Raw genomic sequence first — 16,957 nt, 5'->3', positions numbered from 1 at the left:
ATTTTTAATATGAAGTATATTATGCATAGTTAGTTTTATTGTAACCCCAATTTGTTCTATCGAGCTATTCTTTGATATAACCACAAATTATATCCAAGATGAAATTAGCACTCAAACGTAAATATAAAGGAGTAAATTATACAATCGGAGACTTGTACATCGATGGTGTACTCTTCTGTAATGTTATAGAAGATAAAGTAAGGAATCTATCTGCAACCTGTCCCAACACTGCCAAAGGTTTATCCTGTACCTGCAAAGAAAAAACATACGCTCAAACTGCTATTCCAGCCGGAACTTATAAAGTGACTATGGAGTACAGCCCCCGATTCAAACGTGTACTTCCATACTTACATGGTGTACCACACTTTATAGGAATATTAATTCATTCCGGCATTGATGAAAAAGACAGCGCGGGTTGCCTTATCGTAGGCTACAATACAGTAAAAGGGAAAGTGCTGCAATCGAGAGTAACTTCCGATAAGCTAAACAAGGTACTGAATGCTCAGAAAGATATCACAATCGAGATAGTGTAATGGCGAGTAACAAACTAAAACCGCCTAAATCTGCACGTATTGATTTTAAACCGTCACCACGTCAATACGAGTTATGGAAGCTCTTACAACCTGATTCTTGTCCTCTTTGCGGTGGAGGAATCGAACAGGTATTGATCGGTTATGATATCAACCAGAACCCACAATATAAACCACATTGTGTTAAATGCCGGAATCAGAATTTACCACAGCTTGTACTCGGAGGTGGCGCAGCGGGTGGGGGCAAGAGCTATCTGGGTAGTGTATGGCTTATCAGCAGTTGTATAAGGTTTGATAACGTTCGGGCCGTTGTTGCCCGTAAAACGCTCAAATCTTTGAAAGAATCAACTTGGAACACGATCAAATCGGTATTAAAGGATTGGGGATTGAAGGAAGATATAAACTTTAAGATTAATAACCTGGAAGGTACACTCTTATTTTGGAACGATTCGGTAATTATAATGAAGGAGATGGCAGACATTCCCAGTGATCCGAACTTTGAACGCTTCGGTTCTTCGGAATACACAATTGCTTTAGTGGACGAATGTTCCGAGATTTCGGAGAAGGCAATAGAGGTGTTGTTTTCCCGTCTTCGCTGGCGTACTCATGAGACATTCAAAACATCACGTATGTTGATGACTACCAACCCTACAACAAATTGGGTTCGAGGCAGATTCGTACAAGATGAAAACGGGGAAAAAGTTACAACAAGGGAAGGTGAAGCGTATGTTCCTTTTTCAGTTTATGATAATCCGAATATTGCTTTTCGCCAAACATACGAAGCAGCATTGAATAAAATTCGTGACCAAGCTACCAAAGAGAGGTTATTATATGGTAACTGGGATTTTGTAGAAGCTAACGATATGGCTATTTATACTAAGTTTGATGGAGCTAAACACCTGATCACAGGACTTAAAGAACAGGTTTATAACCCTTCAAAACCTCTTATAACGGTTTGGGACTTTAATGTTGCCCCTCAGATGTCGGCACTGACAGCACAGGTTGATTACGAAACCAAGAAAGTGTATATACTGGAGGAAATTTTAGGTAAGCCAGAGAATAAGGAAAACAATACTCCAGCCTTGTCACGAAAGATGAAGAATAAGCTGTATCGGGATAAACATATCGGTGGGGTAGATGTAACGGGTGACCCTTCCGGACTACAACGATCTACAGTCAATGAGGATGGTATCAATAACTATACAGTAATATTGGATATTCTGGGAAGTGGGGTATTACGCCCTAAGCTTAAACTATTGAAAAAACAACCGCCACAGGTTACCAGATGTGATTTTGTGAATGAGGTATTTACAGGATATAGCGATTGGGAGATTCAGATAGATATACGTTGCAGGAAACTAACAGAAGACTTAATCTACCAATTGAGGAATAATGACGGAACTAAGAGCAAAGCAAAGGTAACCGACCCGAAAACGGGTGTCAAGTATGAAAAATACGGTCATTTATCGGATTGTCTGGATTATTTGCTTTGTTATTATCTTAGAGATACATGGCATAAATTTAAAAGCGGTGGCAGTGATAGTAATGTGTTATCAACAGCCGTTATATACGAGGGCTTTAGTTATTGATAATTATTTCTGAGTTTATATCCTATTTCACTAAATCACTATTTCGTTTTTTTCAGATGTACAAAGAGACGACCTATTTCAGAATATTTCTCATTGGGCTGGCAAAATATGATTTTAGTCTTTTTATTTCTCGTCTAAATGATGATATTTTATGCGGATCAAAGGATATTAACTATTTTGATATTTAGTAATCCTAAACTGTGAAGATTAACTATTCTTAGGTATAAGATTATTATATGTACAAAAGATTTTTAAATGACAGCGATTATCTGGGAGTAATATCATCTGATGCACTTGCTCAGTTAACCAGAGGTTATACAGACCGATATATTCAGGCTGAGGAATCGGCAGAAATGAGTATAGTCGAATACCTAAGTGAGAACTACCAAATAGAACAGGAATTGAACAAAGGGAAGTATATTGCAGGCTACGACAGGGCGATAACATATCCGGTTGGCGTTCATGTATACTATGAAGAAAAGATATACGAGGTAATCCGTTCGATTAGCGGATTTAAAGCACCCTATGATGTGGAATACTGGGAAGAACTTATAAATATCAATATAGAGCCTGAATCTAAGCCGATATACTCTCAATTTGGAACTTACTACAAAGACGATATTGTCTTTTATAACGGAGTGCTGTATATCTGCCGTGAAGAAAACGGATATAAGTTTGCTAATATTCGAATACCTATGGTTAACGGATGGTTTGAAGTTGTCTATTCAGAATGGCAACCAATAGAGTATAACCTGTGGGATGTGGTCCGTTTTGAAAATGGGTTTTACACGCTGTTGTCATTGGATGGTTTTGATAATAATCTCAACCCATTGGAATCGGATAACTGGGGCGCTGTAGCCGATTATGATTCGCTATACAACGAATACGAACTGTCGGAACATGAGTATGTGGTTTATAAGGATAAAGTTTACTATCCTGAAATAGATATAAATGCTGATATCCCCGAAGTAAGTATAAACTTATCTCTTCATGATAACAGAAGCTACAATCTGAAAAAACACATGGTCCGCTTGGCAATTTATGAACTGACCAAGTTAATTGCTCCCAATAACGTGAGTGTAGTACGTATGCGAGATTATGAGGACTCGATGAAATGGTTATCTGACGCAGCCAAGCTAAAGCTCAACCCACAAATTCCCCGTAAGTTAGCAGAAGATAATAAGCCTGTAACTGATTGGCAACTTGCAACTTTTCAGACTGACTATGACCCGAATAAGAATCCGTGGTTAACGTGAAAGAAGTTTTATCTAGGATTGGTGTATCTCCCTGTTTTTCGCAGGACAACAAATAGCATACAGATTAGCCAATGAAGTTGTCAAATCAAGATTTTATGGGGCATTATATTCTGTAAAATGCCCCATAAAATATAATTGTAATTATTTGTTTTTTTAGGTTGTTAATTGTTTATATGTGCAGATTTAAGGACGATATATTCTTGTCATCTATTCCAGCGGAAAGTACGATTATCGATTACGTTTTTTATGCTTAACTTCAAATCTTTTATTTTTATTATTTTTGCGTTATTAAATTTTTATAATATACACACTATCTATGCTCAAAAAAATATCAGTTTCAGCTATTTTATTATTTACCATATCAACAGTTATAGCCCAAGATCAGAAAGACGTTTTAACGGAATTCGTTGACAATATAATAAGTATTGAGGATGCCCGAAGTAAACTTGAAGAAGAGGTAGAAGCGATTAATCAGGAACGCATAAAAATCACGACCACAAATACGCAGCATACTAAAGAGGATGGCAACGACAATGGCAGCAAAGCATTGGCACTGCCTCCTGTTTCGACTCGTATAAATAAAGACAGTCTTAAAATAAAGCTCAATAATCTGTTAAATACCAGTTATTTCAATCAATATCTAAAGCCTTCATATTCACGAGTAGGTCTCCCCTACCTTTTATCCAATATTAGCGAAATTATAAATATACCTTTACGGAGAGCCTGTTCTTACAACTCCATCGATATTATTATTCATAAAGTATATTACAGCGATGGAACGATAGATGAGCTCTATAATAAAGTCCCTCTCTACAAATATTACACAAACGCAAAGTGTATAGATAGTTTGCAGATGGAAGTAATTGTAAATTACCCTGCTAATATTCAACAAGTTTCTTTATCGAAGAAGAATCCTACTTTTGGTATAGGTAATAATTATGTACAACTGATCTCGATGAAGGATAAGGAGGCTGAGATTTTTTTATCGGAGAATGTATATGAAAATCTGAAAACGATACAAGCTAAGAGCAAAGAGGGAATGGTATTGGATTATGTTTCAGACGACATAAGAGTCGAGTATCCTCCTGCTGTGAGCGCTTTTTATCAGAAAATGGTACTCCTTTGTAAGGCTATAATCAAAGATATTGATAAGGGAAAATACGACTCACTCGATAATCTGAAAAGAGATATTGTTGATAAACTTTTTATAAATTTTCCTAAACACACACAGGATTGTACCATTGAGTTACAGTTCGAGAAATCTATAAATCAGATAGATGTATATTATGCTGCAGAGCAGGATAGTGTAAAAGTATTTGGAACACTTATCAACGGCAACCTGCAATCGGCTAAAAATCCTTATCACACTGCCTTCGATTCCGATATGGACCAATTTGGCATTGTAGATAATTCGGGAAACTGGATTGTTGAACCTCAATATTATTTTTTGGAACATATCGACAGCCTGTTTTTCAGAGGTAACAAAATCGAGGATAACAAAGACAATGGTTATCAGACTTATAAACTCGATGTAGACGCAAAAGCCCTTATTCAATACGAATATAGTATTGTAGATACTTTATCCGGAAAGTATTATCTGATTTCTACATATGAAAATATAGAAGAAATAGGGGTTATGGACAAAAATGGGAACATTATTATTGCTCCTACTAAAGGGCAGATTCGTGCCCCTTTTCCCGGATTTTTTACAGTAAAGGATACTCTAGCCGCTTTATATGACGGAGAAGGAAAGATTCTTCTTCCCCAAAGGTACTCTCTGATACGGATTCTAGACGAGTATATTTATGCTACACAATATATTGAATCAAGAAGAATTAGAACTATTTACGACCTGAATATGCGTCAAATAACCAAGGATAATTGGGATGCCCAAACTGCATTTAAGAATCATTCGGATCTAGTAGTGGTGGAAGACGAAAACGGAGATGCGTTTTACATTAACAATCAGGGTGAGATAATAATTCCTCCAACCAGTGAATATGTATTTCTTACGGGATTTTGCTTCGGTTCAGCCCTTGTTTTCACTGGAGACTACTCTAATGGTACGATAAAATACGGATATATAAACGATAAGGGCCATATAATAATTGAACCTCAATACGACCGTGCCTTACCTTTTCAAGGAGAATATGCTTATATAGAGAAAAATGGTGAGCCTATGTTAATTGACAAAAGTAATACGATATATAAAAAGTTACCTTCAGCGTCAACGTTATCTAGTTGGAGAAACCTCTCAGACACTGATCCCGCAGATACCCGATATTACTTAGAAAACGAAATGGTATTAGACGGTTATGGCAATGAGGTTAAGGATATGCAGTGAATCGAAAAGCCTGCATACATAAAATCAGCCGGTAAAATAGAAAATCAGGCAATGATATTTTATCAATTGCCAGCTATATTATAAGTTCTGATTGAGCGTCTCATTTTCTTATAAAGTCGATTATCAATTCGGGATTAATTCATTATTATTTTTGCATCATTAAATTTTTATAACATACCCACTATCTATGCTCAAAAAAATATCAGTTTCAGCTATTTGTTTATTATTTACCATATCAACAGTTATAGCCCAAGATAAGAAAGACTTTTTAAAGGGATTAGTTGACCATATAATAAGCATTAAGGATGCCCGAGATATACTTGAGAGAGAAGCCTATTTGTCCAATTTTCTAGATAGTATGTCTCTTCAAGATACAAAATTCATTTCCTCAAATGCGCAATATGCTAAATGGAATGATAACGACAATAGCAGTAGAGCATTGGCACCGCCTCCTGTTTCGACCCATATAAATAAAGACAGTCTTAAAACAAAGCTCAATAATCTGTTAAAAACCAGCTGTTTCAATCAATGGCTAAAGCCTCCATATTCGCACGTAGCTTTACCAAGCTTTTCATCCAATATTATAAATGATATTATAGATATACCTGTATCGAAAATCGGTATTTCGAAAACCCGTATTTATAATAACAAGTTCGATATTATTATTCATAAAGTATATTACAGCGATGGAACTATAGATGAGTTCTATAATAAAGTCTTTCTTAAGGAACTTTACACAGGTAAAAACGCCAAGTGTATAGATAGTTTACAGGTGGAAATAATTGTAAATTATCCGGCCAATATTCAACAGGTATCTTTATCGAAGGAGAATTCTACTTTCGGTACAAGCAATAGTTATGTACAATTGATCTCGATGAAGGATAAGGGGGCTGAGATTCTTTTATCAAATACTACTAATCGGATAACTACTATACAAGCTAAGAGCAAAGAGGGGATGGTATTGGATTATGTTTCAGACGACATGAAACTAGCAAATTATCCTCCTGCTATGAGTGCTTATTATCAGAAAATGGTACACCTTTGTAAGGCTATAATCAAAGATATTGATGAGAGAAAATACGACTCACTCGATAAACTGAAAAAGGATATTTTTGATACGTATTCTATTGATGCACCCGTTAATTCGGATTGGATCATTTGGACACAGTTCGAAAAGACTATTAATCAAATAGATATATGTTATATTGCAGAGATGGATAGTGTAAAAGTATTTGGAACACTTATCAACGGCGACCTGCAATCGGCTAAAAATCCTTATCACACTGCCACCGATCCCGAAACAGACCAATATGGCATTGTAGATAATTCGGGAAACTGGATTGTGGAACCTCAATACGACTATGCCTTACCTTTTCAAGGAGAATATGCTTATGTAGAGAAAAAATACGGTGAGGCTATGTTAATTGACAAAAGTAATACGATATATAAAAAGTTACCTTCAAGATTGGATAGAGCGGAAAACCTCTCGGGCAGTGATCCCGCAGATACCCGATATTACTTAAAAAACGAAATGGTATTAGACGGTTATGGCAATGATGTTAAGTTTTTTCACAAAATATTAAAATATTGACTTCCAGATTTTATTTATTCCGGAGGAGTATTAGGTTCATCTTCTGTTATTTCAGGTATTTTCTCCGTTATTCTGGGCTTAACAGTAAATAATATACGGTTTGTAAATATGGTGAAGTCATCATAATTGACACTAATCTCTTCCATTTCGGGAAAGCTTCTTAAAAGCTCTCTGGCTTCGGATATTGTATTGAAATTTGTGACAAAGGTAGTTGGAGCCTCTCCACCCTGAAGGGGCTTTTTTATCTCTTTCCACATCAGATACCCTCTGTTATCGAGAATGTCGAATACCTGCTTTGATAACTCTTTCTTCTTTTTTTGATAATTTCTCATTTTCTCTAATTTAAAGGTCGTTGATTGCTTTAAGATGGTACTAAAAAAATATAATGATGGGGAGAGTATTTATTATATCCCTTCTTCCCTTTCTGGAGAATTTTTAGTCCTGTACCTGGATAAAGCAAGTATCATCCATATAAAAAACATCTGCATCCATACAAAAGATGTCAGATGCTTTTTTTATATAAATAAGTCGAACAAAAATACCACTTTTTATCTATATATAAAAGCTTATTATTCTCTTACCAACAAAACCTTTGATTCTTTAAAAGAAAACACTTAAAATCAAAATAAATCCTTCTTGTATTTATTTAATATATATATTTGCCAACCTATATTAACAACTAACTAATGTATATTACAACTTAAAATAAACAACACTCCAGATCCATTCTTTGAATACTGTTCAGTAAGCTGTTGAAACAGAGAAATATTCATCTTTCCAATATCATAAATTATTCGACGGATAGGATTATATTATACAAATAACAGAGTTAAATCACCCTATTATAATTAATACAGAATAATCGTTATGAAAAAAAGCATAAGATTTATTACTTATGTTCTGTTTAGTCTGTTGCTGTTGCCAATAATGGCACAACAACCCGACCCTTACAAGAAGGGCAAAGCCGGCTCTGTTCTAATCAATATCGGAGCCAAAGGCGATGGCTCTTACGGGCTAACCGGCTGGAATTATGACACCCAAAAAGTAGAGTTAAACAATGTCATTACCAAAACCTATAAAACCATAGAAGCCGGTGAATATGTATGGACAACCGAAAACCTGAGACTTAAATACGGGACCTATGGCAGCATCAATATGAACTGGGTAAACCTCACTCAAGCCGATGTAGATAAATTTGCCAATGAATATCTGAATGGACAAAAGATACCCCTCGAAGAATTCGAACAAGTATTCGGAACCTGGGTAACACTTTACGATGTAGCCATGATGTACCGCAATATCTATTGGGGTATACCTAAAGGTGACGGAACCTTCGACCATACCTGGGGACTGCCCAGCAAAGAAGATATCTGGCAAATGTACGGACAAGCACCACGCACCTCCGGAAACGTATACGAAGACATCAAAGACTTCCTGTTTGCATCCGCTTGTGATAACAAATACAATTGGACACAAAACATGTTTAACCGCAGGAATATCTCCGGACTGACACTTACCCCACTGGGTATGAGAGAATCCAATCAGGCAGGAGCCATTTATGGTTTCGGGCAAGTAGCCAGCCTTCAAACAGCCAGCTGGGCAGGAATAGAAACCCTATCCGACAGAGACCTGTCCGGGCAAGGGGGTATTATCAGTAATCCCTATAGTTACCATTTTACCCAGGCACGCCACAGAAGACCTCTTACCGATCAGGAACTTGGTTACAAAATGTACATTGATGCAGCTAATGATCAAATACTAATGTTAGCCTATAACCAAGTTTCATCATTACCGGAACTCGCTAAAGGTCTGGAAAGAGGAATTGCCCTTCGTTATACTAACAGAGAACACCTAAAAGTATTGAAAAAATGGTCGGAAATACAAGCTGAAGCCACAGAGATTAAGTCCAAACTGGCTCCGACAAATTACCCTACACCTCCAGCCTTATTACCCTGCGAGAAAGAACCCGAACCCGAAATTACGGCAGACCCTTACACCAAAGGCAAAGAAAGTACAGTCTTAATCAATATTGGAGCCAAAGGAGACGGTTCCTATGGACTAACCGGCTGGAACTATGATACCAAGAAAGTCGAAGTAAACAATGTTATAACAAAGACCTATAAAACCATAGAAGCCGGTGAATACCAATGGACAACCGAGAACCTCAGACTTAAATACGGAACCTACGCCAGTATCAATATGAATTGGGTGAACCTAACCCAGACCGATGTAGATAAATATTCAGCTGACTATCTCGGAGGTAAGAGTGTTCCACAGGATGAATTTGAACAAGTATACGGAACCTGGTCTACTCTTTATGATGTAGCCATGATGTATCGTAATATTTATTGGGGAGTACCCACAGGAGTAAACACCTTTGATCATACCTGGGGTTTACCTACCAAAGAAGACATCTGGCAGTTATATGGTCAAGCACCACGTACTACAGATAACTTCTACAATGACATTAAAGATTTCTTATTTGCCTCTTCTTCCGACTTCAACTTCGGATGGACACAAGGACTCTTTAAGAACAAGAATATTTCGGGTCTTACCCTTACTCCACTGGGTATGAGAGAATCCAATCAGGCAGGAGCCATTTATGGCTTTGGTCAGGTTACCAGCTTACAAACCAGCACATGGGCAGCCATAGAAACCTTGTCAGACCGGGACCTTTCAGGCAAAAGCGGACTCATTAGTAATCCGTATAGCTACCATTTTACCCAGGCACGTCACCGAAGACCATTGACAGATCAGGAGCTCGGATACAAGATGTATATAGATGTTGCTAATGATCAGGTATTGATGCTACCTTACACGGTAAGTTCAACACTACCCGAACTCCCCAAAGGACTGGAACGTGGGGTAGCCCTGCGTTATGCCAACAGAAAAGCAATGAAAGTTGTTAAGAAGTGGTCTGAGATAAATGAACAAGCTAATTTAATAAAAAGGTTTATGGCAGGAGAAAATGTTCAAATTCCACCCGACACCCGATCAACTGAAGGAGGAACAGACCCAGATGATGGTCAGGATGAAGATTCAGACGAGCCGTCTGGAACAGTCTTAACTGATCACATAATAGCACTCACTTATGACTTAGCAGGCAATAGAATTAAAAAAGAAATAAGATTAACAGTCACAACAAGAGCTGCAGAATCTCCGGAAGAACTATCTGTATTTTTTGATGAAGTCGCTAAACAGAAAATTCTTATTTATCCAAACCCTACAAGAGGGCAGTTAGCTATTGAGCTTTCAGAATTAGACCAAGTAATATCTGGAAGTTTTATTCTATTTAATATAAGAGGTCAGGTCATTACCAAAAAAATAATCTCTCAAAGTTTGACTGATCTTGATATTAGTAAAGAGCCGGCAGGTACATATATCTTACATATCAATATCAATGGAAAAATAAGTACTTGGAAAATTATTAAACAATAATACTTAGAATTATTATAAACATGAAAAAATATATTTTATTGATCTTCTGGTGTAATATTGTATTGCACAATATTACATACGCCCAGGAAATACCTGATAGCTCAGTAGTATCTAAAACTATTGTAAATACAGTTTATCCAAAGACTACTGCAAAATATACAGGAGGAAAGGATGATCTTTTTCCAAAAGCGATTCCAGATATCAATAGCAGTAATTTGCCTTTTAATCTGAATTTAAAATCAGGTACAACTTCTCTTCCTTCACAATATAATGTGGATGTATCTAAAGCAATAGGAGAGATTCTCATACAGCAAGGCACTGTAAATGGAGCGTTAACATATAATGTTCCAATAGAAGTACATCCAGCAGAAAATAGTTTTAATCCAAGTATTTCTCTTAGCTATAACAGCTTGTCAGGAATAGGAGTTGCAGGTACAGGCTGGAATATTAGCGGCATATCTAGTATTTATTTAGTCAATCATAACCAATACTATGATGGTTTTACATCGGATAGCAAAATGGACATGAACGGGGCTTATATGCTAGACGGAGTTCGGTTAATTAAAACGAGTTCGGAAAACGGTATTGTAAACTACGAAACAGAAAAAGGGAAAATATTGGTAAAAGGATATGTTAGTAATAACATTATAAAATATTTTGAAGTTTTATACCCAAATGGGCAAAGAGCTATATTTGGAGATACCGAAAACACATCTAATGACATTTCTTATCCAATACGGAATATTCATGATTTGGCAGGGAATAGTATTGAATATAAATACATTAAAAATAACAATATTTATTATATATCGGAAATAAATTACGGAGGAGTAGACAATACTGGATCATCTTTAAATCACTATGCTTCATTGAAATTTGCATATAAAGAGAAGTATAGAGTTGCTCCACTCTATACACATGGGATGAAGGTTAATAATAATTGGTATTTAGAAAGTATAGAAACATATTTTGAAGCTAATAAACTGAGAACCTACACCTTTATTTATGAAAATAGAGAGACCTTATTTCTTACAAAAATAGATTGTGAGAACAATGGTGAATCATTAAATCCTCTTTCATTTTACTATGGAGAGGAAACAAATAATGGATATGATATTACTATTTCTCCTAATACTTTGGATAATAGATATAATCTAGAAACGCTTCATTCTCTTAAGGCTCAGTTTAAAAATGAAACAAACAATAGTGGACTTCTAATATATGGTAATACTTCAAATTATGTAAAAAAATGGGATAATTATTATCGTACCTATTATTATCATACAGGTTATCCAGAAAATGACCCCATATTAGTATTACCTGATGTATCCAAAGGTGAAGAAAATACAAGCCTAACTACAGGCTCTGGTTTTTTAGAAACTTTAGTAGCCGATATTGATGGGGATGGATATAGCGAAATTATAAAAATTAATAGCGTTGTACCAAACAACACTGAAAAAAAGGAGGTAATAACCTACTCCGCTTATAAAAGCAATAATGGGACTTTAGAGAATGTAACAACCTTATCTCTTAATTATTATGAAAGCGTAATGCATAAAAAAACTTGGTTCAATGATGAGCCTTTATATAGTCCCGTTTCGAGACGTCACCTTGTCGGAGACTTTCTGGGCATAGGTAAAGATATGGTAGTTCGTTTTTCAGATCAGAGTAATCCCATATGGGATGGAAATACAGAAGCTGAAAGAGCCATGTTATTAAGTCCCAAATCCCGTTGTACACTAATATCATTAGATGGCAATCCCCAAAGAGTATCTGAATTCGATTGTTTTGATATTAGTGCAGAAGATCTGTTATTTGTTATAGATTATGATGGAGACGGTAAAGCAGATATCTGCCATGTCAAAACTACAGACTATGGAGATGGCATAATAGGGAATAGCATATATGTTTACTCGTTTAATGAAAATAATCAGCTATATAATAAAGTATATAGTGTGATATATCCGGGAAACCCTAAAGATATACTTGTCGGAGATATAAACCGAGATGGCAAAACAGACTTTTTGGTAAGACCTCCGGTCGGACATGCTCCTCAGGATAATTGGTGGAGAATATTGTATTCAACAGGAGGTAATTCTTTTGAACATCAATTTCTCCAGATTTGTGATAATGAAGAAAAAATGGAGTTCTTTTTACAAGACACCGATGGTGATGGAATACTTGATCTTATAAAGATTAAAGATAAGATGACAATTTCGGTATATCTCGGTTCTGAAAGTGGTGGATTTGGAGGTGGAAAACTAGAAGATCTAACGTTAACGGAGAAAGTGAAATTAGTTCCCCACAATATGTTTCAGAATAATACAATCTCTAATCTTGTAGGTGTGCAGCTGAAAAGTATTCTTTCTATTGCTTCAAAAACAGATAATTCGAGACAAAGATTAATCACAGGATCTATCACAAGTACAGGAATAATAAACCGCCATGAGTATAAAAGCATCTTGAACTCACAGGCTGACATATATAAATCCACCCCCAGTCTATCTTATCCTTATAATATTTTGTCCGGCAACATTAATTTATTGAAAAATACCCAATCCTCTTTAGATAATAAGAATGTGTCGTCTGTAAGTTATAAATACACTCAAGGAGTAATTGATAGATTAGGAAGAGGATTTTTAGGATTTGAGAAGATTGAGTCGACAGATAACATTCGAAATAATAAAGTCATTCAAATATTTGATCCATTAGAGTTCAATGTCCTCAAATCAGAAGAAACCCCGTTCTCTATTAATACCTACAAGTATTATCCCGCAGATATTGCCTCGAATAAAATTGCGAAAGTGTTACTTGAAGAGAAGTCTGAAAAAGATAAACTGAATGATATAACCACAACAACCTCATACAAGACTTATGATGCATATGATAATAATACAGAAGTAGTTATTGATTATGGAGGAGGTATATCAACCAAAACGGTAACCGAATATGACAATAGCACTGAAGGAATAATTTATAAATTGGGAATTCCACGGGTGCAGACTGTAACAAATAAACGGGGAAGTGAATCGGTAACAACAAAAAGAAAAGTTGATTACAACACAGTTTATCTTCCAACAGAAAAGAAAAATTATTATAATGACAATTTAGTATCCACTGAAAAATATGAATATTATGATAATTGGAATTTAAAAGAATTAAAAACAAAAAAATATGAATCTCCTGATTGGTTAATAACAAAGTATGAATATGATAACTATGGGCGTATAGAGCGTCAAGTAAATACTTTGGGGTTATCTACCCATTATGAATATAATAATAAAGGTTTGTTGGAGCATGAAATAAATCATAAAGGGCATATCACAGCATATAGCTATGATAACTGGGGAAAGAAAATGGAGACGGTTTATCCGGATGGTAGTATTGAAAATAATAGCCTGGCATGGACAAGTTCTCCTACAGGAACATTGTTTGTCTCAACTACAAGCAGAACCGGAAAACCTGATGTTCAAACATACTATGATGCATTAGGCAGGGTGACCAGAACGGGACAAAAGCGTTTTGACGGAGTATACCTCTATACTGATAATATATATGACTCAAAGGGGCGTATAGAAAAAACATCGATCCCATTTAAAGGAGGTAGCCCTTCTCTTTGGAACACATATGCTTATGATGAAAATAACAGAATCAGCGAACAAAATTACGCTTCCGGTAAGAAAGACAGTTACAAATATGATAAACTAAAAGTCATATTTACCAGTGACAGTATAACTTCAACCAAGAAATTTGACACTAGTGGGCAATTAATAAGTATAACAGATCCGGCGGGAGATATAACTTACAAAATACGTCCAGACGGTCAGCCGGAAGCTATTATCGCTCCAGGAAATATAATCACAAGCTTTGAATATGATGAATATGGAAGACAAACCCATATAGACGATCCGAGCGCTGGCACCAAAATCTTTGGATACGATGCTTCCGGAAACATCAACAAAGAGACAGACGCTAATGGGAAAGTTACTAATTTAATCTACGACTCATCCAATCGTATTGAGACTAAAGAGGTTGTCGGTGAATTTACAACCACTTATAAATACAATACGGACGAGCTTCTGGAAAGAGAGTTGAGTACTAATGGAACATCCCGTACATACGGATATGATGCCTTACTTCGATTAGAAACAGAAAAGGAGGCTACACCAGACAATAAATGGTTAGAAAAAACATATAGCTACAAAGATGGTAATTTAGAATCGATCAGTTATAAATCTCAAAAAGAAGATATTGTAACCGAAAATTACAAATACCAAAATGGTCATCAAGTGGAAACAAAACTCAATAACGTAACTTCAATCTGGAAATTAACAGGTGAGAATACCATGGGAATGCCTACACAATCACAAACAGGCTTACTGAGCCGAAATTATAAATACGATCAGTACGGATTGCCCGAAGGACGCAACGTTAAAAAAGGAGATGAATTTATACAGGATTTCGAATACAGATTCAGCCATATAACCGGGAATCTGATCCGCAAGAAAGATAATACACGAAATATTCAGGAAGAATTCAAGTACGACAAACTGAATCGACTTACTAAGTTTGGAGAAGCAGAAATTAGATATAACTTCAAGGGCAATATAAGGGATTACTCCACAATAGGTTTTTTCAAATACAACGCTGATAAACCTTATGCCTTGGATACTATATTGCCATACACAAATGAAATACCGAAATATACTCAGGACATCACTTATAACTCGTTGATGCGTCCGTCTACTATAAAGGAGAACGGATATACTGCTGCATTTACTTACAATTCTGCCGGAGATAGAGTGAAGATGCAATTGAGAAAGGATGATGAAGATCACCTGACACGTTACTATATAGGAGGGCAATACGAAATAGACCAAAAGGTTGCAGGAACCGAAGAAAGATTATACCTTAGTGGAGATGCATATTCGGCAGCGGCTGTTTATGTGAAACAAGGCGATGGAGAGTGGGTTGTCAATTATCTTTGCCGGGACTATTTAGGAAGTATTACTCACGTTACGGATGCAGCAGGTATACTAAAGCAGGAGCTAAGCTATGACCCGTGGGGGAGATTGCGTAATCCTGTTAACCAGGCTTTGTATAAAGTTGGCGAAGAGCCCTTGCCGTTATTCGACAGAGGATACACAGGACATGAGCATTTGACCATGTTTGGTCTCATCAATATGAATGCACGCTTATATGATCCTGTAGTAGGACGTTTTCTTTCGCCTGACCCTTATGTACAAGCGCCGGGTATGAGCCAGAGCTTCAACCGCTATAGCTATGCCTTGAATAATCCACTTAAATATACCGATCCTAATGGCGAATTTGCATGGATTCCATTTGCAATAGGTATGTATGTGGGTGGTGCTATCGCCAATAATAATCTCAATCCTGCAAAATGGGACTGGAACTCAGCTAAGACCTATGGATATATGTTAGGTGGTGGAGGTCTTGCTGGTACTGGAGGTGCAGTCTTTAACATGACAGCTCCGGGATCATCAGTTCCTTTGGCATCGTTTACAGCTGTCGGAAAAACTTTCTCAGCTACAGCAGCAGGTGTTACTTTATTTCGTTACAGCCGAGAATATGAAGAAAACAAGCCAATCAATGAAATTACAACAGATGGCAGTATGATTGAAGATAATAATCAGAGTAATTGGTATGCCACTGGTAGTAAGTTAAATTGGGGATATGGACTATCTGCTACTACATTAGAGAATATGCAAGGCTCATTTCGATTAACAAACGGGCTATATAATGGGAGCCAATTAAGTCCTAAATATTATAAAACGGGATGGACAGGTGGTTCTATAGCAAGAATAAAAACATACAATATTGCAAAATTGGGTAAATTTGCAGGTAAAATATCAATAGGAGTCGGGGTTGGATTAGATGCCAATGGTATAAGAGAATATTTGAAAGATCCAACATCTGCGAATGCAGTAACACCCGCCCAAATGAGTACGAACTTAGGTATAACAGCATATTCTTTTTGGATAAATCCTGTTGTAGGTATAGCCTATTTTGGTGTTGAAGCTTTCTATCCAGGAGGATTCTATCAGTTTTTGAATGATGGTTCGGATACACAAAATTATGTTAATAAGAAATATGGTGTAGATGACCCTTGGACTCGTCCTAGAATTATACCATGGGGAGTTAAATAATAATAATAATAATAAAATGAGCAAGATAAAAACAATATACCA

The 16,957-nt window shown here is 36.3% G+C and carries 8 protein-coding genes; 7 read left to right on the top strand and 1 reads right to left on the bottom strand.

The genetic code is table 11. The annotated features are described in order from the left end of the window. Positions 1-98 precede the first annotated feature (98 nt). The 5 genes from IR022_RS05965 (at position 99) to IR022_RS05945 (ending at position 7,310) form a co-directional block, all read left to right on the top strand. Positions 99-533 (top strand): DUF5675 family protein, encoded by a 435-nt coding sequence (locus IR022_RS05965; protein ID WP_194203012.1) that lies wholly within the window; start codon positions 99-101, stop codon positions 531-533. Beyond that, a complete protein-coding gene (locus tag IR022_RS05960) occupies positions 533-2,119 on the top strand; it encodes a phage terminase large subunit (protein ID WP_194203011.1) in 1,587 nt (528 codons plus the stop codon). Before IR022_RS05965 ends, IR022_RS05960 begins: the two co-directional genes overlap by 1 nt. A gap of 236 nt (positions 2,120-2,355) precedes the next feature. Next, positions 2,356-3,375, top strand: coding sequence for a hypothetical protein (locus tag IR022_RS05955; RefSeq protein WP_194203010.1), 1,020 nt, complete (start codon positions 2,356-2,358; stop codon positions 3,373-3,375). 316 nt (positions 3,376-3,691) lie between these two features. Continuing rightward, entirely contained in the window at positions 3,692-5,719 is a 2,028-nt protein-coding gene (locus IR022_RS05950; RefSeq protein ID WP_194203009.1) for a WG repeat-containing protein, read from the top strand. A 187-nt stretch (positions 5,720-5,906) separates the two neighbouring features. Further along, positions 5,907-7,310 carry a WG repeat-containing protein gene (locus tag IR022_RS05945; RefSeq protein WP_194203008.1) on the top strand — a complete coding sequence of 468 codons (1,404 nt, stop codon included), beginning with the start codon at positions 5,907-5,909 and terminating at the stop codon, positions 7,308-7,310. Between the two features lie 14 nt (positions 7,311-7,324). On the opposite strand, the gene IR022_RS05940 is transcribed toward IR022_RS05945, so the two are convergent. After that, the gene (locus IR022_RS05940; RefSeq protein ID WP_194203007.1) at positions 7,325-7,642 is read right to left on the bottom strand and encodes a hypothetical protein; all 318 of its coding nucleotides are present in this window, start codon (positions 7,640-7,642) and stop codon (positions 7,325-7,327) included. A gap of 535 nt (positions 7,643-8,177) precedes the next feature. On the opposite strand from IR022_RS05940, the gene IR022_RS05935 reads away from it, so the two are divergent. Together IR022_RS05935 and IR022_RS05930 are read left to right on the top strand one after the other, a co-directional pair. Next, complete coding sequence (locus IR022_RS05935; RefSeq protein WP_194203006.1) at positions 8,178-10,748, top strand: T9SS type A sorting domain-containing protein; 2,571 nt, start codon at positions 8,178-8,180, stop codon at positions 10,746-10,748. Positions 10,749-10,768: 20 nt separating this feature from the next. Beyond that, on the top strand, positions 10,769-16,915 hold the full coding sequence (locus tag IR022_RS05930; RefSeq protein WP_194203005.1) for an RHS repeat-associated core domain-containing protein: 6,147 nt from the start codon (positions 10,769-10,771) through the stop codon (positions 16,913-16,915). Positions 16,916-16,957: the final 42 nt, after the last annotated feature.

Origin of the sequence: Dysgonomonas sp. GY617 (genome assembly GCF_015233815.1) — a bacterium.
Classification (GTDB): Bacteria; Bacteroidota; Bacteroidia; order Bacteroidales; family Dysgonomonadaceae; genus Dysgonomonas_A.
The sequence above is the reverse complement of the archived record's forward strand: the minus strand, read 5'-3'. Positions and strand labels throughout refer to the sequence as shown.

What these genes read in the sequence shown, in the direction of transcription:
- IR022_RS05930 (WP_194203005.1), top strand. Translation starts at nt 10,769, where the DNA reads ATGAAAAAATATATTTTATTGATCTTCTGGTGTAATATTGTATTGCAC.
- IR022_RS05935 (WP_194203006.1), top strand. Translation starts at nt 8,178, where the DNA reads ATGAAAAAAAGCATAAGATTTATTACTTATGTTCTGTTTAGTCTGTTG.
- IR022_RS05945 (WP_194203008.1), top strand. Translation starts at nt 5,907, where the DNA reads ATGCTCAAAAAAATATCAGTTTCAGCTATTTGTTTATTATTTACCATA.
- IR022_RS05965 (WP_194203012.1), top strand. Translation starts at nt 99, where the DNA reads ATGAAATTAGCACTCAAACGTAAATATAAAGGAGTAAATTATACAATC.
- IR022_RS05940 (WP_194203007.1), bottom strand. Translation starts at nt 7,642, where the DNA reads ATGAGAAATTATCAAAAAAAGAAGAAAGAGTTATCAAAGCAGGTATTC.
- IR022_RS05950 (WP_194203009.1), top strand. Translation starts at nt 3,692, where the DNA reads ATGCTCAAAAAAATATCAGTTTCAGCTATTTTATTATTTACCATATCA.
- IR022_RS05955 (WP_194203010.1), top strand. Translation starts at nt 2,356, where the DNA reads ATGTACAAAAGATTTTTAAATGACAGCGATTATCTGGGAGTAATATCA.
- IR022_RS05960 (WP_194203011.1), top strand. Translation starts at nt 533, where the DNA reads ATGGCGAGTAACAAACTAAAACCGCCTAAATCTGCACGTATTGATTTT.